This is a genomic window from Ramlibacter sp. G4-7 (genome assembly GCF_057784995.1).
This window is the reverse complement of sequence record NZ_JBYNTT010000010.1, coordinates 111,370-134,155: the sequence shown is the minus strand read 5'-3', so window position 1 is coordinate 134,155 and position 22,786 is coordinate 111,370. Positions and strand designations below refer to the sequence as shown.

25 protein-coding genes are annotated in these 22,786 nt (G+C 67.9%); 20 read left to right on the top strand and 5 right to left on the bottom strand.

Translation table 11 applies throughout. The annotated features are described in order from the left end of the window. Positions 1–23 precede the first annotated feature (23 nt). The 5 genes from ybiB (at position 24) to AC3EGR_RS15480 (ending at position 3,873) form a co-directional block, all read left to right on the top strand. Positions 24–929: a DNA-binding protein YbiB gene (gene ybiB / locus AC3EGR_RS15500; protein WP_488547393.1), complete on the top strand. Its 906-nt coding sequence runs from the start codon at positions 24–26 to the stop codon at positions 927–929. Next, a complete protein-coding gene (cobA, locus tag AC3EGR_RS15495) occupies positions 926–1,693 on the top strand; it encodes a uroporphyrinogen-III C-methyltransferase (RefSeq protein ID WP_488547392.1) in 768 nt (255 codons plus the stop codon). The genes ybiB and cobA overlap by 4 nt, the downstream gene beginning before the upstream one ends. 54 nt (positions 1,694–1,747) lie before the next feature. Beyond that, positions 1,748–2,992: a BaiN/RdsA family NAD(P)/FAD-dependent oxidoreductase gene (locus AC3EGR_RS15490; RefSeq protein ID WP_488547391.1), complete on the top strand. Its 1,245-nt coding sequence runs from the start codon at positions 1,748–1,750 to the stop codon at positions 2,990–2,992. Between the two features lie 138 nt (positions 2,993–3,130). After that, positions 3,131–3,343 carry a 30S ribosomal protein S21 gene (gene rpsU / locus AC3EGR_RS15485; RefSeq protein WP_104301834.1) on the top strand — a complete coding sequence of 71 codons (213 nt, stop codon included), beginning with the start codon at positions 3,131–3,133 and terminating at the stop codon, positions 3,341–3,343. 80 nt (positions 3,344–3,423) lie between these two features. Beyond that, positions 3,424–3,873, top strand: a complete 450-nt coding sequence (locus AC3EGR_RS15480) for a GatB/YqeY domain-containing protein (protein ID WP_488547390.1) — start codon at positions 3,424–3,426, stop codon at positions 3,871–3,873. A gap of 6 nt (positions 3,874–3,879) precedes the next feature. Here AC3EGR_RS15480 and AC3EGR_RS15475 read toward each other — a convergent pair whose 3' ends face one another. Beyond that, the gene (locus tag AC3EGR_RS15475) at positions 3,880–4,761 is read right to left on the bottom strand and encodes a LysR family transcriptional regulator (RefSeq protein ID WP_488547389.1); all 882 of its coding nucleotides are present in this window, start codon (positions 4,759–4,761) and stop codon (positions 3,880–3,882) included. Between the two features lie 151 nt (positions 4,762–4,912). Here AC3EGR_RS15475 and AC3EGR_RS15470 point away from each other — a divergent pair, with 151 nt between their 5' ends. Together AC3EGR_RS15470 and AC3EGR_RS15465 are read left to right on the top strand one after the other, a co-directional pair. Continuing rightward, positions 4,913–5,890 (top strand): tripartite tricarboxylate transporter substrate binding protein, encoded by a 978-nt coding sequence (locus AC3EGR_RS15470; RefSeq protein ID WP_488547388.1) that lies wholly within the window; start codon positions 4,913–4,915, stop codon positions 5,888–5,890. Positions 5,891–5,897: 7 nt separating this feature from the next. After that, positions 5,898–7,085, top strand: a complete 1,188-nt coding sequence (locus tag AC3EGR_RS15465; protein WP_488547387.1) for a M20 aminoacylase family protein — start codon at positions 5,898–5,900, stop codon at positions 7,083–7,085. On the opposite strand, the gene pmbA is transcribed toward AC3EGR_RS15465, so the two are convergent. Then, the gene (gene pmbA, locus AC3EGR_RS15460; protein ID WP_488547386.1) at positions 7,082–8,458 is read right to left on the bottom strand and encodes a metalloprotease PmbA; all 1,377 of its coding nucleotides are present in this window, start codon (positions 8,456–8,458) and stop codon (positions 7,082–7,084) included. The two genes, AC3EGR_RS15465 and pmbA, sit on opposite strands and share 4 nt — an antisense overlap. A gap of 68 nt (positions 8,459–8,526) precedes the next feature. On the opposite strand from pmbA, the gene yjgA reads away from it, so the two are divergent. Further along, on the top strand, positions 8,527–9,165 hold the full coding sequence (yjgA, locus tag AC3EGR_RS15455) for a ribosome biogenesis factor YjgA (protein WP_488547385.1): 639 nt from the start codon (positions 8,527–8,529) through the stop codon (positions 9,163–9,165). Further along, on the top strand, positions 9,158–9,745 hold the full coding sequence (mog, locus tag AC3EGR_RS15450; RefSeq protein WP_488547384.1) for a molybdopterin adenylyltransferase: 588 nt from the start codon (positions 9,158–9,160) through the stop codon (positions 9,743–9,745). The genes yjgA and mog overlap by 8 nt, the downstream gene beginning before the upstream one ends. 36 nt (positions 9,746–9,781) lie before the next feature. On the opposite strand, the gene cysE is transcribed toward mog, so the two are convergent. Together cysE and AC3EGR_RS15440 are read right to left on the bottom strand one after the other, a co-directional pair. Beyond that, positions 9,782–10,555, bottom strand: coding sequence for a serine O-acetyltransferase (gene cysE, locus AC3EGR_RS15445; RefSeq protein ID WP_488547383.1), 774 nt, complete (start codon positions 10,553–10,555; stop codon positions 9,782–9,784). 27 nt (positions 10,556–10,582) lie between these two features. After that, positions 10,583–11,305 carry an RNA methyltransferase gene (locus AC3EGR_RS15440; protein WP_488547382.1) on the bottom strand — a complete coding sequence of 241 codons (723 nt, stop codon included), beginning with the start codon at positions 11,303–11,305 and terminating at the stop codon, positions 10,583–10,585. A gap of 156 nt (positions 11,306–11,461) precedes the next feature. Here AC3EGR_RS15440 and AC3EGR_RS15435 point away from each other — a divergent pair, with 156 nt between their 5' ends. Together AC3EGR_RS15435 and AC3EGR_RS15430 are read left to right on the top strand one after the other, a co-directional pair. Beyond that, complete coding sequence (locus tag AC3EGR_RS15435; protein WP_488547381.1) at positions 11,462–12,373, top strand: inositol monophosphatase family protein; 912 nt, start codon at positions 11,462–11,464, stop codon at positions 12,371–12,373. A gap of 7 nt (positions 12,374–12,380) precedes the next feature. Further along, the gene (locus AC3EGR_RS15430) at positions 12,381–13,445 is read left to right on the top strand and encodes a mechanosensitive ion channel family protein (RefSeq protein WP_488547380.1); all 1,065 of its coding nucleotides are present in this window, start codon (positions 12,381–12,383) and stop codon (positions 13,443–13,445) included. 582 nt (positions 13,446–14,027) lie between these two features. Here the strand turns inward: AC3EGR_RS15430 and AC3EGR_RS15425 are convergent. Then, the gene (locus AC3EGR_RS15425; protein WP_488547379.1) at positions 14,028–14,159 is read right to left on the bottom strand and encodes a hypothetical protein; all 132 of its coding nucleotides are present in this window, start codon (positions 14,157–14,159) and stop codon (positions 14,028–14,030) included. 139 nt (positions 14,160–14,298) lie between these two features. Here AC3EGR_RS15425 and sdhC point away from each other — a divergent pair, with 139 nt between their 5' ends. The 9 genes from sdhC to AC3EGR_RS15380 all read left to right on the top strand — a co-directional run bounded on the left by sdhC (position 14,299) and on the right by AC3EGR_RS15380 (position 22,783). After that, positions 14,299–14,676 (top strand): succinate dehydrogenase, cytochrome b556 subunit, encoded by a 378-nt coding sequence (sdhC, locus tag AC3EGR_RS15420; RefSeq protein WP_488547378.1) that lies wholly within the window; start codon positions 14,299–14,301, stop codon positions 14,674–14,676. Continuing rightward, positions 14,673–15,011 (top strand): succinate dehydrogenase, hydrophobic membrane anchor protein, encoded by a 339-nt coding sequence (gene sdhD, locus AC3EGR_RS15415; RefSeq protein ID WP_488547377.1) that lies wholly within the window; start codon positions 14,673–14,675, stop codon positions 15,009–15,011. Before sdhC ends, sdhD begins: the two co-directional genes overlap by 4 nt. A gap of 20 nt (positions 15,012–15,031) precedes the next feature. Next, complete coding sequence (locus tag AC3EGR_RS15410; protein WP_488547376.1) at positions 15,032–15,769, top strand: succinate dehydrogenase iron-sulfur subunit; 738 nt, start codon at positions 15,032–15,034, stop codon at positions 15,767–15,769. 46 nt (positions 15,770–15,815) lie between these two features. Beyond that, positions 15,816–16,223: a hypothetical protein gene (locus AC3EGR_RS15405; RefSeq protein WP_488547375.1), complete on the top strand. Its 408-nt coding sequence runs from the start codon at positions 15,816–15,818 to the stop codon at positions 16,221–16,223. Then, positions 16,216–17,982, top strand: a complete 1,767-nt coding sequence (locus tag AC3EGR_RS15400; protein WP_488547489.1) for a molybdopterin-dependent oxidoreductase — start codon at positions 16,216–16,218, stop codon at positions 17,980–17,982. Before AC3EGR_RS15405 ends, AC3EGR_RS15400 begins: the two co-directional genes overlap by 8 nt. Positions 17,983–18,026: 44 nt before the next feature. Then, a complete protein-coding gene (locus AC3EGR_RS15395) occupies positions 18,027–18,239 on the top strand; it encodes a hypervirulence associated TUDOR domain-containing protein (RefSeq protein WP_488547374.1) in 213 nt (70 codons plus the stop codon). A gap of 201 nt (positions 18,240–18,440) precedes the next feature. Next, entirely contained in the window at positions 18,441–21,053 is a 2,613-nt protein-coding gene (gene mutS / locus AC3EGR_RS15390) for a DNA mismatch repair protein MutS (protein ID WP_488547373.1), read from the top strand. Next, complete coding sequence (locus AC3EGR_RS15385; protein ID WP_488547372.1) at positions 21,050–21,880, top strand: proteasome-type protease; 831 nt, start codon at positions 21,050–21,052, stop codon at positions 21,878–21,880. Before mutS ends, AC3EGR_RS15385 begins: the two co-directional genes overlap by 4 nt. Before the next feature lie 105 nt (positions 21,881–21,985). Then, a complete protein-coding gene (locus AC3EGR_RS15380) occupies positions 21,986–22,783 on the top strand; it encodes an alpha/beta hydrolase (protein ID WP_488547371.1) in 798 nt (265 codons plus the stop codon). Positions 22,784–22,786 lie beyond the last annotated feature (3 nt).

Genomic DNA, 22,786 nt, shown 5'->3' with positions numbered 1-22,786 from the left:
AACCCTCTGGGACAATCCAGCCCGTGGGCATCAGCCAGTACCTCAAGGAAATCGGCCGCGGCAAGCAGGGCGCGCGGTCGCTCGCGCGCGAGCAGGCGGCGGACCTGTTCAGCCAGGTCCTGGACGGCCAGGTCAGCGACCTGGAGATCGGTGCCTTTTGCATCGCGATGCGGGTGAAGGGCGAAACGCCCGAGGAGATGTGCGGCTTCCTCGATGCGACCGCGGCGCGGGTGCAGCGCGTGGGCGGCGCCAGCGGCAAGCCGGTCGTTGTCCTGCCCAGCTACAACGGTGCACGCCGCCTGCCCGTGCTGACGCCCTTGCTCGCGGGCCTGGTGGCCCGCCGCGGCCTGCCGGTGCTGATCCACGGCACCGCCACGGAATCCAGCCGGGTGTTCGTGCGCGATGTGCTGCATGCGATGGACGTGCAGGCGGCCGAAGCCCCTCCCGTGCTGGAAGACGGCCAGGTGGCTTTCGTCCCCACCGAGGTGCTGTCGCCCGGCCTCAAGCGCCTGCTCGATGCGCGCCGCCTGATCGGCCTGCGCAACAGCGCGCACAGCCTGGTGAAGCTGCTGAACCCGTGCAGCGGGCCCGCGGTGATCGTCAGCAGCTACACGCACCCGGAATACGCCGTTTCGATGGCGGAAGTGTTCCAGCGCATGAAGTCCACGGCGCTGCTGTTGCGCGGCACCGAAGGCGAGGTGGTCGCCGACGCGCGCCGCCTGCCGCAGATGGACGGCTTCGTGCGCGGTGAACGCGTGACGCTGCAGGAAGGCCGCAGGGGAACCCTCACCGACCTGCCCGATCTGCCCAGGGAAGTGGACCCGCAAATCACCGCGACCTACATCCGCGACGTGCTCGAAGGGCGCAAGCCCATCCCCGAATCCATGGCATTGCAGGTGGAACACATCTTGCACCTTTGCACCGCATGAACACAGGCAAAGTCACGCTCGTCGGCGCGGGTCCTGGCGACCCGGAGCTGCTGACCCTCAAGGCGCTCAAGGCGATCGCGTCGGCGACCGTGCTGCTGGTCGACGACCTGGTCAGCCCCGAGGTGGTCGCGCATGCGCCGAAGACGGCGCGGATCGTCTACGTGGGCAAGCGCGGCGGCTGCAAGAGCACGCCGCAGGCCTTCATCGAGAAGCTGATGGTGATGGCCGCGCGCGAAGGCGAGAACGTCGTGCGCCTCAAGGGCGGCGACCCCTTCATCTTCGGCCGCGGCGGCGAGGAGATGGAGCACCTGCGCGCCGCCGGCATCCACGTGGAGGTGGTCAACGGCATCACCTCCGGCCTGGCGGCCGTCACCTCCCTGGGCGTGCCGCTCACGCACCGCGATCATGCGCAAGGCGTCATCTTCCTCACCGGCCACGCCCAGAAAGGGGCGGACGCACCGGACTGGAAGGCACTGGCCGCCGTCGCCAAGCAAGCCCGGCTGACGCTGGTCGTCTACATGGGCGTGAGCAGCGCCGAACGCATCGAGCAGGACCTGCTCAGCGGGCTGCCGCCGGAGACGCCGGTGGCCGTGGTGCAGCGCGCCTCCACCCCCGAGCAGCGCCATGCGGTGACCACCCTGGGCCGGCTCGCAGCCACCATCGAGCGCGAAGGGCTGGCCAGCCCGTCGGTGATCGTGGTGGGCGACGTGGTCAAGGGCGTGGCCGTCGCAGCCGTTGCGGTGGCCAAGGCACGCGCGGCCTGAACACCGGACGCCTGTCCGGCGCCGGCCTGAGCGGCATGGAGATAATCCGCGTCCATGCCGGACGCGCCCTCCCCTGACTCTTCTTCCTTCGACGCGGTCGTGATCGGCGCCGGCGCCGCCGGCCTGTTCTGCGCGGGCGTCGCCGGCCAGCTCGGCGTCAAGGTGCTGCTGGTCGACCACGCCGACAAGGTGGCGGAAAAGATCCGCATCTCGGGCGGCGGCCGCTGCAATTTCACCAACCGCGACCTGGATCCGCGCGCGCCGCACAAGCACTTCCTGGGCGACAACGCGAACTTCTGCCGCTCCGCACTGGCGCGCTACACGCCCGCGGACTTCATCGCCCTGGTGCGCCAGCACGGCATCCCTTTCCACGAGAAGCACAAGGGACAGCTGTTCGGCGACGAGAGCTCGGACGACTTCATCCGCATGCTGCTGGACCAGTGCAAGGCGGGCGGCGTCACGCACTGGCAGCCTTGCGCCGTGTCCTCCATCGCCCACGCCGCCGGGGGCTACACCTTGCAGACCAGCCGCGGCCCGGTGCACACGCGTGCGGTGGTGGTCGCCACCGGCGGCCTGTCCATTCCCAAGATCGGCGCCACGGACTTCGGCTACCGCATCGCGCAGCAGTTCGGCCTGCGGGTCGTGCCGCCGCGGCCGGCGCTGGTGCCGCTGACCTTCGACGGCGCGGCCTGGGCGCCCTTCGCGCAGCTCGCCGGGCTGGCGCTGCCGGTGCGCATCGAAACCGGCACGAAGAAGGAGCGGGTCGCCTTCGACGAGGACCTGCTTTTCACCCACCGGGGGCTCAGCGGGCCGGCGGTGCTGCAGATTTCCAGCTACTGGAAGCAAGGCACGCCGATCCGCATCGACCTGGCACCGGGCCAGGACCTGGCGGCAGAGCTGCTGGCCGCGAAGGCGCGCGGCTCGCGCAAGCTCCTTGCCAACGAACTGGCGCAGTGGGTGCCTGCGCGGCTGGCCGACGCCTGGGTGCAGCAGGACCCCGCCTGGCAGCGGCCGGTCAACGAGGCCGGCGACAAGGCGCTGCAGCAGCTCGCCCAGCGCCTGTCGGCCTGGGAGCTGGTTCCCACCGGCAGCGAGGGCTACCGCAAGGCGGAGGTCACGGCCGGCGGGGTGGATACGCGCGACCTGTCCTCGCAGACGATGGAGTCCGGCCAGCCCGGCCTCTACTTCATCGGCGAGGTGGTGGACGTGACCGGCTGGCTGGGGGGCTACAACTTCCAGTGGGCCTGGGCCAGCGCCTACGCGTGCGCGCAGGCGCTGGCTTCCGCCCGGTCGAGCTAGCCCGGCTTGCCGGGTTTCCGTACGCGGCTATAATCTCGGGCTTTGCTGGCAAACCCCCACCGGCCTGATCGAACTACAGGTGGGGAAACTCGGTGGATGTCCTCGATCTTCATCCGCCAACTGAATATTCTGGAAGTCATGACGACCATTCGTGTCAAGGAAAACGAGCCGTTTGACGTGGCCCTGCGCCGCTTCAAGCGCACCATCGAGAAGCTGGGCCTGCTGACCGAGCTGCGCGCCCGCGAGTTCTACGAGAAGCCCACCGCCGAGCGCAAGCGCAAGAAGGCTGCCGCCGTGAAGCGCCACTTCAAGCGCGTGCGCAGCATGCAGCTGCCGAAAAAGCTCTACTGAGCCCCGGCCGACCGCCTGCAAGAAGCCCGCTGGGGACGCCCACGCGGGCTTTTTTCATTGTTTTTCCCGAGGATCCGACCATGCCCACGCTCAAGGAACGCATCAACGAAGACATGAAGGGCGCCATGCGCGCCAAGGAGGCCGAGCGCCTGGGCGCCATCCGCATGCTCACCGCCGCCATCAAGCAGAAGGAAGTGGACGAGCGGGTGGAGCTGGACGACGCGGCCGTGGTGGCCATCGTCGACAAGCTCCTGAAGCAACGCAAGGACTCGATCGACGCCTTCCAGAAGGCCGGCCGCCAGGACCTGGTGGACAAGGAGCAGGCGGAAGTCGCCGTGCTGCAGGCCTACCTGCCCGCGCGGATGTCGACCGACGAGATCCAGTCCGAAGTCCGCGCCATCGTCGCGGAGCTGGGTGCCAAGGGCCCCGGCGACATGGGCAAGGTGATGGGCGCGGTGAAGCAGCGCCTGGCGGGCAAGGCCGACATGGGGCAGGTGTCGGCGGCGGTGAAGGCGGCCCTGGCGGGCTGAGGCCGCTCAGTCCCGCATCACCCTCTGCGCCAGCGCGCGCACGATCGACAGCGCGGGCGGTTCCGCGCGCCCCGTGAGCGTCACCAGGCCGAAGCGCGCCGTGCCGCTCATGGCGGGCTTCATGGGGATTTCGACCAGGTCGGGCGCCGCGGCCCGGATGGCGAGCAGCACCGCGTCGCTTTGCCGTGCGACGTCCACGAGGCTGGCGATTTCCTCGCAGCGCAGCGTGACGCATGCGTCCGGATGCGCCATGGGCCCGTAGTGTTCGACCAGCATGCGCGCGACCTCGTCGCTCAGGGGCGTGGAGGCGATCGGGTAGGCGCGCAGCGCCGCGAACTTCACGGCCGCCGTGCGCAGCAGGGGGTGGCCGGGCCGGCACAGGAAGGTGCCGCGCATCTCGGAGAGCGTCTCCATGTCCAGGTCCGGCGCCGGCGACACGGAACGCGCATCGACCACCAGCGCGTCCAGCTCGCGCTCACGCAGCCCTTGCACCAGGCGGTCCGTGCTGCCGCGGCTGACGGTCAGGTGGATGGCCGGATGGGACCGCGCCATCTCCAGCAGCAGCGGCGTCATCAGCATGGCGCCCGGGCCCGACCCCATGCCGACGCGCAGGCTGCCGGCCAGGCCATCGCGCTGGCGCCGGCCGTTCGCCGCCAGTTCGTCCGCTTCGAACACGATCTGGCGCGCGCGCTTGAGCACGTCGCGGCCGAACGGCGTGAGTTCGGCGCGCCGGCCCAGGCGGTCGAACAGCGCCTGGCCCATCTCGTCTTCCAGCGCGCGGATGCTGCGGCTGAGCGCGGGCTGCGTCAGGAACAGGGCTTCGGCGGCGCGGCTGAACGAACCGCTCTCGACCAAGGCGATCAGGTGGCGCAGCTGCACCAGGGTCATGACAGGCCGAACCTATTCATCCAACTCATGCTAGCACGTACAACAATGCATTGGACATCATGCTTGGCCCCCTCCTAGGATGCGCAGCGCTCCCGTCATTCCGGCAGGAGCCAGGCCAGAAGCCGGCGCCGGGCGCCGCAGGAGACAAGCAATGTTCGGAATCGTGAAGCGTTCGATCACCCTGCTCGCCGGCGCGCTGCTGGCCACGGCCGCGGCGGCGGACACCTATCCCGCCAAGCCGGTCAACCTCATGGTGCCGTACCCGGCGGGCGGCCCTTCCGACGCCATCGGGCGCATCTTCAACACGCCGCTGGCCAGGGAGCTGGGACAGACCGTGCTGGTGGAGAACCTCGGCGGCGTCAGCGGCGCCATCGCGGCGCAGAAGGTGCTCTCGGCGCCGGCCGACGGCTACTACATCTTCCAGGGTTCACCCAACGAGGTGATCCTGTCGCCGCTGGCCAATTCCTCGGTGCGCCTGAAGGCCGAGGACTTCCGCCTCGTCGCGCCGATCGCCGACGCCGTCATGGTGGTCCTCACGCGCAAGGACCTGCCCGTGAACAACGTCGACGAACTGGTGGCGCTCGCGCGCAAGTCCGACAAGCCCCTCAGCTACGGCAGCGTGGGCGTGGGCTCGCTGTACCACTTCATCGTGGAGAACCTGCAGCAGGTGACGGGCATCAAGGCCACGCACGTGCCCTACAAGGGCAATGCGCCGCTGTTGCAGGACATCGGCGGCGGCCAGGTCGACTTCGCGGTGCTGGTGTACAGCGCCGCGATGGGCGCCATGGCGGACCAGGGCCGGCTGAAGGTGATCGGCCAGCTGGGGGCGCAGCGCTCCGAGCTGCTGAAGAACGTGCCCACGGTCAGCGAAGGGCAGCTCCTCAAGGGCTTCCAGTACAAGACCTGGACCGGCTTCATGGTGCCGAGGAACACGCCCGAGCCGGTGGTCCAGCGCCTGCATGCCGCCGTGGGCAGGACGCTCGCGGACCCCTCTGTCCTGGCGCAGCTGAAGCTGCAGACGCAGGAGCCGGCGGCACCGATGTCGCTGGCGGATGCGGCGAAGTTCTTCGAGGGCGAGATGGCGCGCTACCGGGCCGTGGCGAAGTCCATCAACCTGCAGCCGCAGTGAGCCGGCCATGACCTACCTGCTGCACGCGCTCACGGAGCGGGCGGGCGAGTTCATCCGGCTGCGGCGCGACATCCACCGCCAGCCCGAGCTCGCCTTCGAGGAGCACCGCACCGCCGCGCTGGTGGCGGACAAGCTGGAGTCCTGGGGCTACCAGGTGGAGCGCGGCATCGGCGGCACGGGCGTCGTCGGCCGCCTCGTGCGCGGTACTGGGACCCGCCGGCTGGGCATCCGCGCCGACATGGACGCGCTCCCGATCGAGGAGGCAAGCGGACGGGAGTGGGCCAGCCAGCGCCCGGGCCTCATGCACGCCTGCGGCCACGACGGCCACACCGCGATGCTGCTGGCCGCCGCGCGGCACCTGGCCGAACAAGGCCGGTTCAGCGGCACGCTCACCCTCATCTTCCAGCCCGCGGAGGAAGGCGGCGCCGGCGCCATGCGCATGATGGACGAGGGGCTCTTCGAGCGCCACCCCTGCGACGCGATCTTCGCCATGCACAACATGCCCGGCATTCCGCAGGGGCACATGGTGATGCGCGAGGGCGCCATGATGGCCTCCAGCGACTACGCCACCGTCGTCCTGAGCGGCATCGGCGGCCATGGCGCCATGCCCCACAAGACGGCGGACCCGATCGTGGCGGCGGCCAGCACCGTCATGGCATTGCAGACGATCGTCTCGCGCAACGTCGAGCCGCTGCAGCCTGCGGTGGTGACCGTGGGCGCGCTGAACGCGGGCAAGGCGAACAACGTGATCCCGGCGACGGCGACCCTGGAGCTGAGCGTCCGGTCCCTCGACCGCGAGGTGCGGGCGATGCTGGAGCGGCGCATCCGCGAACTCGTGGCGCTGCAGGCGCAGAGCTTCGGCGTGCAGGCCGAAGTCCGCTGGCGGCGCGGCTACCCGGTGCTGGTCAACACGCCGTCCGAGACGGCATTCGCGCGCGAGGTGGCCGTGGAACTGCTGGGGCCCGAGCGCGTCACGCCCCAGGGACCGCCGCTGACCGGCAGCGAGGACTTTGCCTTCATGCTGGAGCGCGTGCCGGGCAGCTACGTGCTGATCGGCAATGGCGCCGGTCCCGCCGACGGGGCGTCCGCCTGCATGGTGCACAACCCGGGCTACGACTTCCACGACGACAACATCGCCGTGGGCTCGGCCTACTGGGTGCTGCTGGCGGAGCGCTTCCTGGCCCGCGCGGATTAGGACCCCGCCACCTTCATCCGGCTGATCAGGATGGAGCCGACGGTCTTGGCGCCGTAGTTGTAGACGTCCGACCCCACGGCCTCGATGCCGCGGAACATGTCCTTCAGGTTGCCGGCGATGGTGATCTCCTGCACCGGGAAGGCGATCTCGCCGTTCTCCACCCAGAAGCCGCTGGCGCCGCGCGAGTAGTCACCGGTCACGTAGTTCACGCCCTGCCCCATCAGCTCGATGACGAACAGGCCGGTGCCCAGCTTGCGCAGCATCTCCGGCAGGTCGTCGCCGGGTTGCGTCAGGCGCGACGTGAACGTGAGGTTGTGCGAGCCGCCTGCGTTGCCGGTGGTCTTCATTCCCAGCTTGCGCGCCGAGTAGCTGCTCAGGAAATAGCCTTCGGTGCGGCCGCCGTCGACCACCTTGCGCGGCTTGGTGCGCACGCCTTCCTCGTCGAAGGCGGCGCTGCCCTTGCCGCGCTTGACGAAAGGGTCCTCCACCACGTCGACGTGGTCGGCGAAGACCTGCTTGCCCAGCGAATCCAGCAGGAAGGTGCTCTTGCGATAGAGCGAACCGCCGCTGGTGGCCTGCACGTAGGAGCCCAGCAGGCCGGCGGCCAGCGGCGACTCGAACAGCACCGGGCATTCGCGCGTGGCGATCTTGCGCGACTTCAGGCGCGCCAGCGCCCGCTCCGCCGCGTAGCGCCCCACCGCTTCCGGCGAGGCGAGTTCGGTGGCGGAACGCATGGAGCTGTACCAGGCGTCGCGCTGCATGTCTTCACCGCGGCCGGCGATCGGCGCCACCGAGATCGAATGGCGGGAACTCGCATAGCCGCCCCGGAAGCCATGCGTGTGGGCGCTGAAGAAATGGCTTTGCTGCGCCGAGACGCCCGCGCCTTCGCTGTTGGTGATGCGCTTGTCGGTGGCGAACGCCGCGCGCTCGCAGCGCAGGGCCAGTTCGGCCGCCTGCTCGCTGGTGACGGACCAGGGATGGAACAGGTCCAGGTCGGGCTGCTCGGACAGCGGCGCGACGTCCTCGGTCTCGGGCAGGCCCGCGACCGGGTCCTGCGCGGTGAAGCGCGCGATGTCGTAGGCGGCCTGCACGGTGCGCTCGATGGCCGGGCGGGAGAAGTCGGAGGTGCTCGCGTTGCCGCGCTGGCTGCCCACGTACACCGTGATGCCCAGCGACTTGTCGCGGTTGCGTTCGACGGTTTCGAGTTCGCCCTTGCGGACCGAGACGCTCAGGCCGCAGCCTTCGGACGCCTCCGCGCCGGCATCGGTGGCGCCGAGCTTGCGCGCATGTTCCAGGGCGGAGTCGACCAGCTCCTCGAAGTCGGCACGGGTGTAGCTGAAGCCGGATCCGTCTTGCGCGGGTGTTTTGTTCATGGCGGGCTATGATACTTGTGCAAGGCAGCACACCACGGTCGCGCTGCCATCTCTCTCTTTTCCCCCGCATGTCCCGCAAACCCAAAAAAGGCTACTACGTCAAAGGCCACTTCGTGGCCGAAGGCAGCGAACTCGATCTGGAACTGCGCGCCGAGCAGACCGGCGGGGAGCCGAGCCGCACCGAGCTGAAGAAGGAAAGCACCGAGCTGCAGAAGCTCGGGGAGGCCCTGCTCACGCTGCGCGGCGACCTGTTCGAGCGCCTCGCGCTGCCGGAGAACCTGGTGGGCGCGCTGGCCGACGCGAAGCGCATCTCCAACTTCGAAGGCCGCCGGCGCCAGATGCAGTACGTGGGCAAGCTGATGCGCCAGCTCGAGCCGCAGCGGCAGCAGTCCATCCGCGACGCGCTGGAGGAACAGCACAGCGGCTCCGCGCAACAGACGCTGGCGCTGCACACCGCGGAGAAGTGGCGCGACGACCTGATCGCCAGCGACGATGCGCTGCAGTCCTGGCTGCAGTCGCACCCCGCCACCGACGTGCAGCAGCTGCGCGCCCTGGTCCGCCAGGCGCGCAAGGACAGCGCACCGACCCAGGACGAAGTCTCCAGGGGGCAGGCGCCGCGCCGCAGCCGCGCCTACCGCGAGATCTTCCAGCTGGTGCGCGACGCGCTGGAGGACGAGGAACAGCAAGGACAGGAAGGACATGGCTGACCCCGATCGCGTCACCATCGGCATCGTCTCCGTCAGCGACCGCGCCTCCAGCGGCGTCTACGAGGACAAGGGCCTGCCCGCGCTCAAGGAGTGGCTGGGCAAGGCGCTGAAGAACGCCATCACCTTCGAGGAGCGGCTGATCCCGGACGAGAAGGAGCGCATCAGCGCCACGCTGATCGAGCTGGTGGATGCCGGCTGCTCGCTGGTGCTCACCACCGGGGGCACCGGCCCCGCGCCGCGCGACGTGACACCGGAAGCGACGCTGGCCGTCGCCGACAAGGAGATGCCGGGTTTCGGCGAACAGATGCGGCAGATCAGCCTGCGCTTCGTGCCCACGGCCATCCTCTCGCGCCAGGTCGCCGTCATCCGCGGCAAGAGCCTGGTCATCAACCTGCCGGGACAGCCGAAGTCCATCCAGGAGACGCTGGAAGGCTTGAAGGAGGATGGCCGGCAGGTGGTGCCGGGGATCTTCGCCGCGGTGCCCTACTGCGTGGACCTGATCGGCGGGCCCTACCTCGAGACGAACGACGAGGTGTGCAAGGGGTTCCGGCCGAAGTCGGCGATCCGGGCGCCGAAGTAGGTCCTGCTCCCTCCCCCGCAGGGGAGGGAGGCGAAGTCACTTCCCAACGAGCTGGGTGAACTTCTCTTTCTCGAAACACTCTTCCGTCTGCGCCTCCAGCGGCACGCAGGGTTCGCCCTTGCGCTGGTCCGAGAGCTTCTCGATCGCCTGCCACAGCAGCGCGATCTGGTGCTCCTGCGAGGAGGCGTTGTCGATCAGGCCCTTCATCGCCTGCGACAGCGGGTCGTCGTTCTGCGTGATGCCGTAGGCCGAGAAGCCCATCTTCGCCGCCACTTCCTCGCGGCGGGCGACGTCCTCGGCCTGGATGATGCGCGCCGGGATGCCGACGGCGGTGGCGCCGGCCGGCACCGGCTTGGTCACCACCGCGTTCGATCCGACCGCCGCGCCGTCACCGACGACGAAGCCGCCCAGGATCTTGGCCCCCGCGCCCACCACCACGTTGCGGCCCAGCGTCGGATGCCGCTTGGCGCCCTTGGCCAGCGAGGTCCCGCCCAGCGTGACCCCCTGGTAGATCGTGCAGCCGTCGCCGACTTCCGCCGTCTCGCCGATCACCACGCCCATGCCGTGGTCGATGAAGACGCCGTCGCCGATCTGCGCACCCGGATGGATCTCGATGCCGGTGAGCCAGCGGCAGAACTGGGAGATGAAGCGCGCGAGCCAGCGCAGGTTGCGCCGCCACAGCCAGTGCGCGCCGCGGTGCAACACCAGCGCATGCAGGCCCGGATAACACGTGACCACCTCCCACGTGCTGCGCGCGGCAGGATCGCGGTCGAGGATGCACTGGATGTCGGAACGGATGCGCCGGAACATGGTGTCCTTGCTTATGGCGTCCAGAGTCTAAGCCTTTGGCTTTCGGGCTGCTTCGGCCATGGCCTTGGCGACACCTCGCAGGATGTGGATTTCCTCGGGGGTCGGTTGCGCCCGGTTGAACAACTGGTTCAGGCGCGGCATGAGCTTTTTGGGCGCGGCGGGATCCAGGAAGCCGATCTCCACCAGGGCCTGCTCCCAGTGTTGCAGCATGCCGGCCACCGCCGCCGCGTCCGCCGCGACCGCCGGCGCCGGCGGCGGCAGCGCGAAGCCGCCCAGCGCCTGGCGCCACTCGTAGGCGATCACCTGGATCGCCGCGGCGAGGTTCAAGGAGCCGTAATCGGGCGCGACCGGGATGCGCAGGGCCGCGTGGCAGCGGTACACGTCCTCGTTGCGCATGCCGTAGCGCTCCGACCCGAACAGGAAGGCGACGTGGTGCCCGGCGGGTGCCAGCGCCGCCAGGTGCTCGCGCGGCGCGTGCGTAGGCGGGCCGAAATCGCGCTGCGTCATCACCGTGGCCATCACGTACGTCATGCCTTGCAGCGCCTCGTCCAGGCTGTCCACGGCGCGCGCCTTGCGCAGCACGTCCACGGCGCCGCTGGCCCGCTCGATGGTCTCGTCGCGCGTGAGCACGTCGTCCCAGCGGGGCTGCACGAGGACGAGCTCGTCGAAGCCCATGACCTTCAGGGCGCGCGCGGCCGCGCCGACGTTGCCGGCGTGGCTGGGTTGGAGGAGGACGAAGCGGGTGGCCATGGACGGATTGTCCAGTAGGTGGTCCGACGTAGGTCCGGGCCCGGTCAACCCCACGGGACCGTGGCTGACAGCCCACCCGGTAAAATCGCGGCTAACTTTGGCACTCCGCATCGCCGGCGTGCGACCCGCCCTTTCCGGGGCCAGCTCTTGAACAACATGTCGTCCAACCAGCACCCCATGCTCAACGTGGCCGTCAAGGCCGCTCGCGCCGCCGGCGCCATCATCAACCGGGCCGCGCTCGACGTCGAGGCCGTGCGCATCTCGCAGAAGCAGACCAACGACTTCGTCACCGAGATCGACCACGCGGCCGAAGCGGCGATCATCGACACGCTGCTGACCGCCTACCCCGACCACGGCATCTGGGCCGAGGAATCGGGCCGCGAGCATGGCCGCGCCAGCTCCGACCACGTGTGGCTGATCGACCCCCTGGACGGCACGACCAACTTCATCCACGGCTTTCCCGTCTACTGCGTCAGCATCGCGCTGCTGGTCAAGGGACGCGTGGAGCAGGCGGTGGTCTACGACCCGACCCGCAACGACCTCTTCACCTCCACGCGCGGCCGCGGCTCCTACCTCAACGACCGGCGCATCCGCGTGAGCAAGCGCACGCAGCTCAAGGAGTCGCTGATCTCCACCGGCTTCCCGTTCCGTCCGGGCGACAACTTCAACGTCTACCTGCGCATGATGGCCGACGTCATGAAGCGCACCGCCGGCCTGCGCCGCCCCGGCGCCGCGGCGCTGGACCTCGCCTACGTGGCCGCGGGCTACACCGAAGGCTTCTTCGAAACCGGCCTGTCGCCCTGGGACGTGGCCGCGGGATCGCTGCTGGTCACCGAGGCCGGTGGCCTCATCGGCAACTTCACCGGCGAAGCGGACTTCCTGGAGCAGCGCGAGTGCGTCGCGGGCAACCCCAAGATCTACGGCCAGCTCGTGAAGATCCTGGGCAAGTACAGCAAGTTCGCCAGCGCCGGCGAGAAGGCGGAGCTGCGGCAGAACACACCCGCGCTGGTCGAGCCCACGATGGAACCCGGCACCCACATCGACGAGGGACCCGTGCAGGATGCCTGAGGCCGGGATGCTGGGACCCATCGAAGACCCGACCTGGATCGTCACGCTGATCACCGCGCTGGTGGCGGCGCTGGGCGCGAGCGTCGCGCACATCGTGGGGCGTGCCGTCCTGCGCCGGGTCACGCGGCACTCGCTGATCCTGCAGCGGACGCTGGACCACACGGAGCGCGCCGCCGCCTTCACCCTGCCCCTGTTCGCGCTGCAGGTGGTCTGGGGCACGGCCCCCGACACGCTGCTGCACATCATGACGGTGCGCCACGTGACCGCGCTGCTGCTGATCGGCGCGGTCACCTGGCTGGTGGTCGCCGCGCTCACGGGCCTGGCCGACGGCGTGATCGAGAACAACCCGATGACCGTGGAGGACAACCTCCACGCCCGCCGCATCGCCACGCAGACCCGCGTGCTCTCGCGCAGCGCGACGGTCGTCATCCTGATCGCCGGCATCGCCACGGCGCTCATGACCTTCCCCGGGGCGCGCCAGCTCGGTGCCAGCCTGCTGGCCTCCGCGGGCGTGCTGGGCATCGTCGGCGGCCTGGCGGCCAAGCCGGTGTTCGCCAACCTGATCGCGGGCGTGCAGCTGGCGCTGGCGCAGCCGATCCGCATCGACGACGTGCTGATCGTCGAGGGCGAATGGGGCAAGGTGGAGGAGATCACCGGCACCTACGTGGTGCTGAAGATCTGGGACGAGCGGCGGATGATCATCCCGCTGCAGTGGTTCATCGAGAACCCGTTCCAGAACTGGACGCGCACCGGCGCGAACATCCTGGGCACCGTGTTCCTCTACGTGGACCATGCAACGCCGATCGCGCCCCTGCGCGCCGAGGCCGAGCGGCTGGTCAAGACCTTCCCGGAATGGGACGGCCGCGTGTTCGCGGTCCAGGTCACCGATGCGAAGGAGCGCACCATCGAGGTCCGCGTGCTGGTTTCGGCCGGCAACTCCGGCAAGGCCTTCGACCTGCGCTGCAAGATGCGCGAGGCGCTGCTCGCCTTCCTGGCGCGCGAGTACCCGCAGGCGCTGCCCGTGCTGCGCGTGCACGACGGCAGCGAGGCCCGCGCCACCGCCTCCGCCTGAGGGCGGCCCGCCTGGGCAGCGGGCGGGGGCGCTCACCGCGGGGGACGCAGGCGCCGTCGCCGTGTTGCGGCGCCTGTCTCCCCAGCTGGACCGCGCCAGCTGGGCATGGTCACCTCGTCCACGGCGGATAGTTCCCGCCCGGCGCTTCGGACAAACCCCCTGGGTGCATTTGTCGGAATCCGTAAGATGGTTTCGTGGCCGCGGCAAGCAGCCACGCATCGAGATGGGGATTTCCGGTTCTCCTCGCCCCCGCACACCGCGGGGGCTTTTTTTCGGCGGGTGCGTGACATAAGCATCGTTGCCGGCCCGCCGGCTGCGGCTTCGCGGGCGTGCCGCCGCGGCACCGGATAATCGCCGGGTGTCGCAGAACCCCGCCCCCGCCGCCCCCGACCTCAGCGCCCACACCCCCATGATGGCGCAGTACCACGGGGCGAATTGTTCTAGGTGACAGAACGGACGGTAGTCGGCGCGGCAGTCCCCAGGTAGCCCCCGCGGGACGCAGCCCTTCAGGGCACACGATGCGGACCCACCCAAGACCTTAGACAGCCTCTTCAGGCGCGGGGACAATCTTGTAGCGGCACTCTACTGAACTGGCCTTCCAGCTTGGGATGCGCCACGCGAGCGAACCCCAACAGGGCCGAGCACTGCGTTTGGCAACGCACCCATCACGGCCCGCTCGCGGACCTCAGGTGAAAGCATGTTGGTCTTGTTCATGGCTCAATCCTCTCGGAGTGTTGAGTCTCCTGAAAACCCGCGGCGATTCAGGATTCGAAGAGGGTCGAGTTGGCGCAGCCGGGCGTCCACGTCCCCAGCCACCGCATTGCTGAGCGCGAGCGCGGTATGGTGCGGCTGCATGGCCCCTGCTCCGCGCCCCGTTTTCCTCAACCTCACCCAGATCAAGATGCCGGTGGGCGCACTCACGTCCATTGGGCATCGCATCTCCGGTCTCGTGCTGGCCACCGGTGTGCCAGCCGTCCTGTACGTTCTCGCTCTGTCATTGCGCAGCGAAGCAGGCTTCTCGCACGCGCAGGCGTTGGTTCGCCTCGTACCGGCAAAGCTCGCGGCGATTCTGCTGGCATGGGCCCTGGCCCATCATCTGCTAGCCGGAATTCGGCACATGCTCACTGACGTTGGTATTGGCTCGCCACTGAGCGTAGCCCGGGGAACCGCGCAGTTGGTCAACTATGGCGCGCTAGCCTGTGCCGCTGTCGCCATGTGGTTGCTGTGGTGAAGTCGCGATTCACGGGTCTCGCCGCCTGGACCGTTCAGCGCGGTAGCGCCGTGTACATGCTGGCCTTCGTGTCGTTCGCGATCGTGTCTCTTGCCGTTCACCCTCGCATGACCTTCGCGGCGTGGTCCGGGTGGGTTCACGGCGCTGGCGTGAGCAGCGGTGCGGCCCTCTTCTTTCTCGCACTGTTCTGTCACATGTGGGTCGGGCTGCGCGACGTGCTGTTGGATTATGCGAAGCCCTCCTGGCTGCAACAGGGCTTGCTCTTGTTGCTTGCGGCTGCGCTCGTGAGTCTCGCGACATGGACATTGATCGTCCTGTTCGGGCCATCACCCTGAGGCTGCATACGAGTCGCAACATGAAGCTTTCCATCTCGCGCTACAACCCGGACGTGGACTCCGCGCCCTATCTTCAGGATTACGAGATCGAGCCAGATCCTCGCGACCACATGCTGCTGGACGTCATCCTGCGCCTCAAACAGCAAGACCCGACCTTGTCGCTGCGGAGGTCGTGTCGGGAAGGGGTTTGCGGGTCCGACGCGATGAACATCAACGGCCGAAACGGGCTGGCCTGCATCACCCCCGTGCGCGGCTTGAAGCAACCCGTCGTACTGCGCCCCTTGCCCGGTTTTCCGATCATCCGGGACCTGATCGTCGACATGACGAACTTCTTCAAGCAGTACCACTCGGTCAATCCGTGCCTGGAGAATCTGGAGGCGCCGCCCCCGAAGGAAAGACTTCAGTCCCCGGAGCAACGTGAAGCGCTCAACGGCGCGTACGAATGCATTCTTTGCGGTTGCTGCAGCAGCCAATGTCCGTCGTATTGGTGGAACCCCGACAAATTCGTGGGGCCCGCCGGTTTGTTGCAGGCGTATCGCTTCATTGTCGACAGTCGTGACCGCGCAACTCGCCAACGGCTGGACAACCTGAATGATGCGTATCGACTGTTCCGGTGCCGCACGATCATGAACTGCTCGGAAGTCTGTCCCAAGGGGTTGGAACCGTCCCACGCCATCGAAGAGATCCGCATGAAGATGGCCGGCCTTCCTGTGCCGCGCGGCGGGCTGGATGTGCATTCTCCGAAAGTGCCCCGCTAGCAACCGCTGCTGGATCCGCAATACGAAGTTCCAGAAAGTGAGTCCCATGTCGAGGAAAACCACCAACACGTCGGTCGCGAAGAAGGACGCTGCGACGCTTCGAAGGGCCGTTGGACGATGGGAGAACGAAGGCGGCGCGGAAACGGCAGGACCTGAAGCCATTGTCGGAACCGAGCTCGGGGCCCCGCCTCCAGACGATTTGCGGGTGGATTTGAAGAATGCCGAGTTGGTCCAGCTGCAGCTGCGGGTCATTGCACTGGAAAACCTGGTCACCGCGCTGCTGGCCACCGCCCCGACGGATACGACCGATCTCGTGCGCGCGATCGCCGCCAACATTTCGCCGAGGCCGCAATCGAGGCAGCATCACCTGACCGTCCGTGCGGCGGCCCAGATGATCCACTTGCTCGAGCGCGGCCAACTGGCGAAGGACTTGCCTCGTGCCGGCGATGGATGAACATCCATTCTTGGCTCCGAATCCCTCGGACCGTCGCGAGACGCCGCCCTCCCACGATACGTTGGCAACGAGCCTTACTGCGGCGGATGACCGCGTTCGACTGAACGAGTGGTTGCCGCCGCAGGGCGGCGTGGTCCCCCGAGTCCGCATCGGCCGGCGCTGGATCAACGTGCTGTGGCTGCTGCCACTCGCCTTCGCGTTCCTCGTGCTGGCCGTTGCCGTCGCCCAGACACTGCGCGAGCTTCCTGGTGTGCAGGCGTTTGTCGCCCGGTACCCGGGTGCGCCGCCATCCGCAGCGGCGGTCACCACCGGATTCCCGGCATGGCTCAGGCTGATGCACTTCCTGAACATTTTCTTCATGGTGTTCATCATTCGTGCGGGGATCCAGATCCTCGCTGACCATCCGCGGCTGTACAGGAAGCGCGACTGCACGCCAGGAACGGAGTGGTTCCGTTTCCAGAAGCCCGTCCCTGCGGGCAGGATCTGGACCGCCAAGGATGATTCCGTGACCTTGCCGGGGTGGCTGGGAATACCCGGCATCCGGCACTCCATCGGCCTCGCACGATGGTGGCACTTTTCAACCACGTTGCTCTGGATGGTCAATGGCCTCGTCTTCTATGTGCTGCTGTTTGCCACGGATCAGTGGATGCGGCTGGTGCCGGCCACATGGGAGGTCTTTCCAAACGCAGCATCCACCGCGATGCAATACCTGTCGCTGAACTTTCCCGCCGATGAAAGCTGGACCCGTTACAACAGCCTGCAGCAACTGGCCTATTTCGCGACCGTGTTCGTTGCAGCACCGACCTCCATCCTGACCGGCCTTATGCAGAGCCCCGCGATTTCGAACAAGCTGGGGTGGCTCGGACGGGTGTTGAACAGGCAACGGGCGCGCTCCATCCATTTCATGGCACTGTGCTGGTTCCTGATGTTCATCCTTGCGCACGTCACCTTGGTGTTCATCACGGGCGCACGGGCGAACCTGAACATGATGTTCGGTGGCGTGCACGATACATCCTGGCGCGGTTTCCTGGTCTTCATTCCCGCCATGCTGCTAGTGGCCTGTTGCTGGGCGCTGGCCTCACCGGCGACGTTGCGCCACGCGCGCCGGGTGCAACAGATTGGCTCGTTCCTGGCGCGGCCCTTCGGAGCGGTGACCCAATCCTGGGATCCGACCAGCCAGTTGACCGAAAAGGACATCTCGCCCCACTTCTGGCCGAATGGCACGATGCCTCAATCGCGGGAGTACGAGACGCTACTCGAGCACAACTTCGCTGACTATCGTCTACGCGTGGGCGGGTTGGTGGCGCACCCGACAGAGTTTTCCCTTGCGGATTTGAAGGAAATGCCCCGACAGGAACAAATAACGACCCATTTCTGCATCCAAGGCTGGTCGGGCGTCGCGAAGTGGGGCGGTGTGTCCATGCGCCACATCATGGACATGGTCAAGCCCGCGCCACACGCACGCTATGCGGTGTTCTATTCACTCGCTGACGGTGCAAGCGGCGGACGCTACTACGACGTCCAGAGCACGTCCAACATGCAGCATGCGTTGACGATCCTCGCGTACGAGATGAACGGGGCACCCGTTAGCGTTCTGCACGGGGCGCCGCTACGCCTTCGCTGCGAGAATGAACTCGGCTTCAAGATGGTGAAGTGGATCGCCGCCATCGAATTCGTCGCCGATTTCAGCGACCTTGGGGCTGGCCAGGGCGGCTACAACGAGGATCATGAGTTCTATGGTTATCGCGTGCCTATCTGAGCCGCGGCTGTTCGCGGCAGTGTGGTGGGTACCTGGAGTTACGCATGGCCCATGAGTTCAAGGTGGGTGACCATGTAGGCTGGAACTCCGAGGCGGGCCAAGTGAGAGGCCGTGTCGTGAAAGTCCACACGCGCGACGTCGACTACAAGGGGCACACCCATCGCTGTAGCCCGAATGATCCGCAGTACGAAATCAGGAGCGACAAGACCGATCACATCGCCCTGCATCGAGGCGCGGTTCTGCGGCGGATCGGCTGAGAGCTGACACGTTACCCGCTCTGGACACGAAACCGAAGGCTGCGATTCGCGCCGTGCAGATGCGGTGCGCCACGTCGCCCTGCAAGTCGCTCATCTGGACCGATAATTGCGTTCGGAACCCAGAAAAGTCGCACGCGGATACATCGGCAGGAGCCAAGATGCTCCAACCAGCCCTACCGAGCACTGCGTGCGAAGTCATTGATGCAACACGAAAAAACTCGGAAGCCCAGCGTCTCGGGTAACTTGGCCGCACATACTCCAATGATGGCCCAGTACCTGGGCATCAAGCAGGACTACCCGTCCACGCTGGTCTTCTACCGCATGGGTGACTTCTACGAGCTGTTCTTCGAGGACGCCGAGAAGGCCGCGCGCCTGCTGGACATCACCCTCACCCGCCGCGGCATGTCCGCCGGCGAGCCGGTCGTGATGGCAGGCGTGCCTTTCCACTCGGTGGAGGGTTACCTCGCGCGCCTGATCAAGTGCGGGGAATCGGTGGCGATCTGCGAACAGGTCGGCGAAGTGGGTGCGAACAAGGGCCCGGTGGAACGCAGGGTGATCCGCGTGGTCACGCCCGGCACGCTCACCGACAGCGAACTCCTGAACGACAAGACCGAAGCGGTGCTGCTGGCCCTGCACCAGGGGCCCAGGCACAAGGTGGGCCTCGCCTGGCTCAGCGTCACGCAGGGCGCGCTGCAGCTGGCCGAATGCGACGCCGACGAGCTGCAGGACTGGATCGCGCGCGTGCTGCCCAGCGAGATCCTGCACAGCGCCGACGCCAGCCCCGCGTTCGCGCAGCGGCTGCAGGCCTTCCGCGCCGTTCCGATCGCCCAGCGACCGGCCTTCCAGTTCGACGCGGGACTCGGCCAGCGCAAGCTGCTCGAACAGCTCCAGGCCGCCAGCCTGTCCGCCTGGGGCGCCGAGGACCTTCCTTGCGCGCATGCGGCGGCCGCGGCGCTGCTCGCCTACGCCGAACACACGCAGGGCCGTGCCCTATCGCACGTCCAACAACTGCAGGTCGTGCGCGCCGGCGAACGCATCGAGCTGCCGCCGGCCACGCGCCGCAACCTGGAGCTGGTGCAGACCCTGCGCGGCGAGGACAGCCCCACCGTGTTCTCGCTGCTGGACACCTGCATGACCGGCATGGGCAGCCGCATGCTCAAGTCCTGGCTGCTCGAACCGATGCGCGACCGCGCCGTGGCGCAGCAGCGCCTGGATGCGATCTCGGGCCTGCGCGAGCAGCTGTGGCAGCGGCTGCGCACGGACCTCAAGGGCGTGAGCGACGTCGAGCGCATCACCGCGCGCATCGCGCTGCGCCAGGTGCGGCCGCGCGAGCTGGTGGGCCTGCGCTGGGCGCTGGCCAAGGCGGAGCAGCTGGCCAGGCAGGTGCAAGGCCTGCCGGGCCTGCTGTCCAACGTGGCGCACGACCTGCAGCCGCCTTCGGGCTGCGCCGAGCGCCTTGCCGCCACCTTGCGCGAGGAGCCGGCGGCACTGGTGCGCGACGGCGGGGTCATCGCGACGGGCCACGACGCCGATCTGGACGAACTGCGCGCGATCCAGGACAACTGCGACGGCTTCCTGCTGGAACTGGAAACGCGCGAGCGTGCCCGCAGCGGCATTGCCAACCTGCGCGTGCAGTACAACAAGGTGCACGGCTTCTACATCGAGGTCACGCAAGGCCAGCTGGAGAAGGTCCCCGCGGACTACCGCCGGCGCCAGACGCTCAAGAACGCCGAGCGCTTCATCACGCCGGAGCTCAAGGCCTTCGAGGACAAGGCCTTGTCGGCGCAGGAGCGCGGGCTGGCGCGCGAGAAGTGGCTGTACGAGCAGCTGCTCGACGCGCTGCAGGAGCACGTGCCCTGCCTCGCGCGCCTGGCCCGGGCGATCGCCACGCTGGACGCGCTGTGCGCCCTGTCCGAGCGCTCGCTGACCCTGAACTGGTGCCGCCCGCAGTTCATGAAGGAACCCGGCATCGAGATCACCAAGGGCCGGCACCCGGTCGTGGAAGCGCGGCTGGCCGAAATCACCGGTGGCGCCTTCATCCCGAACGACACGCGGCTGGGCCCCAAGCAGCGCATGCAGGTCATCACCGGCCCGAACATGGGCGGCAAGTCGACCTACATGCGCCAGGTGGCGCTGGTGTGCCTGCTGGCGGCCATGGGCTCGTACGTGCCGGCGCAGGCCTGCCGGCTCGGCCCCCTCGATGCGATCCACACCCGCATCGGCGCGGCCGACGACCTGGCCAACGCGCAGTCGACCTTCATGCTGGAGATGACCGAGGCCGCGCAGATCCTGCATGGCGCCACCGCGCAGAGCCTGGTGCTGATGGACGAGATCGGCCGCGGCACCTCCACCTTCGACGGCCTGGCGCTCGCCTCGGGCATCGCCGCGCACCTGCACGACAAGACGCAGGCCTTCACGCTGTTCGCCACGCACTACTTCGAGCTGACGGAGTTTCCGGTCAGGCACCACTGCGCGGTGAACGTCCACGTGGGAGCGACCGAGTCGGGCACCGACATCGTGTTCCTGCACGAGATCCAGCCCGGGCCCGCCAGCCGCAGCTACGGCATCCAGGTCGCCAAGCTCGCCGGCATGCCCACCGGCGTGGTGAACCACGCCCGCCACGCCCTGGCGGCGCTGGAGAAGCACCAGGAGGACAGCCGCGAGCAGGTAGACTTGTTCGCGCCACCACCGGCCGCCGAAGCGTCGGCTCCTTCCCGGGTCGAAGCCACCCTCGCCGCCCTGGACCCGGACGCCCTGACGCCGCGCGACGCGCTGGACGTCCTGTACTCGTTGAAAAAACTCATACAACCATGACCTACTGCGTCGGCATCAAGCTCAATGCGGGACTGGTGTTCCTGTCCGACTCGCGCACCAATGCGGGCGTGGACAACATCAGCACCTTCCGCAAGATGATCGTGTACGAGAAGCCGGGCGACCGCTTCATGGTGCTGCTGTCCGCGGGCAACCTGAGCATCTCGCAGTCGGTGCGCGAGATCCTGCAGGTCGAGCAACTGAAGGAGACGGACACCTCCGAATCCGTCACGATCTGGAACGCCACGAGCATGTTCGACGCCTGCCGCGTGCTGGGCCAGGCGGTGCGCCACGTGTACGAGCGCGACGCCAAGTCGCTCAAGCAGTCCGGCGTGGAGTTCAACGTCAACCTCATCTTCGGCGGCCAGATCCGCGGCGAAGGCATGCGCCTGTTCCAGGTCTACTCCGCCGGCAACTTCATCGAAGCGACCGCGGAGACGCCCTACTTCCAGGTGGGCGAGTACAAGTACGGCAAACCGGTGCTGGACCGCGTACTGACCCCCGAGACCGACCTGGACGAGGCCGCCAAGTGCGCGCTGGTGTCCATGGACTCCACGATGAAGTCCAACCTCTCGGTGGGCCCGCCGCTGGACCTGGTGGTCTACGAGGCCAACCGTTTCGAGACCGACAAGATCGTCTGCATCGACATGCAGAACCCCTACTTCCGCATGCTGCACAGCGGCTGGGGGCAGAAGCTGCGCGAGGTGTTCGACAGCCTGGACGACCCCGTCTGGGACCAGTCGCACACCGAGATCCCGCTGCGCACCACGGCCGGCGGGCGCAGCAAGCCGCTGAAGAAGATCACGCGGCCGGAAGAAAAGCTGATTTGAACGCGCGTCACCGCGGGCCGGACCCGCAATCCATGGGGCGCCTGAAGCACCGCCGCATGGATGCCGGGGCCAGCCCGCCATGACCTGCGTGTGCCTGTGCGCTCCATGCCCCTGATCGTCTTTTCCCACGCCAACAGCTTTGCCGCCGGCACCTACGCGCTGCTGTTCAAGCACCTGCGTTCGCGCGGCTTTGCCGTCAAGGCCCTGGACAAGTTCGGCCACGACCCGGCCTACCCGGTCAGCAACAACTGGCCCGGCCTGGTGCAGCAGCTGCACGACTTCGCCGCGCGCGAGGTGGACAAGGCGGGCGAGCCGGCCTTCCTCGTGGGCCATTCGCTGGGCGGCTTCGTCAGCATCATGTGCGCGGCCCGGCATCCGCAGCTCGCGCGCGGCGTGCTGCTGCTGGACTCGCCCCTGCTGGGAGGCTGGAAGTCGCACGCGGTGCGCGCCGCCAAGCGCACGCAGCTGGTCGGGTCGATCTCGCCCGGCGCCGTGAGCCGCAAGCGCAAGAACCGCTGGCCCTCCCGCGAGGCGGCGCTGGAACACTTCCGGCACAAGAAGGCGTTCGCGCGCTGGGACCCGCAGGTGCTCGCCGACTACATCGCGCACGGCATGCGCGACGAGGACGGCGAGTGCGTGCTGGCCTTCGACCGCGACATCGAAACGCGCATCTACAACACGCTGCCGGACAACATGGACGGCCTGCTCAAGCGCCATGCCTTGCGCTGCCCCGCGGCCTTCATCGGCGGGCTGCAGTCCGAGGAAGTCGGGCAGGTGGGCCTGGCCATGACCAGGAAGGTCACCGAAGGGCGCATGGCCATGCTGGACGGCAGCCACCTCTTCCCGATGGAGAAGCCGCTGGCGACCGCCGCGGCGATCGAAGCCGCCTTGCTGGGCATGTAAAGC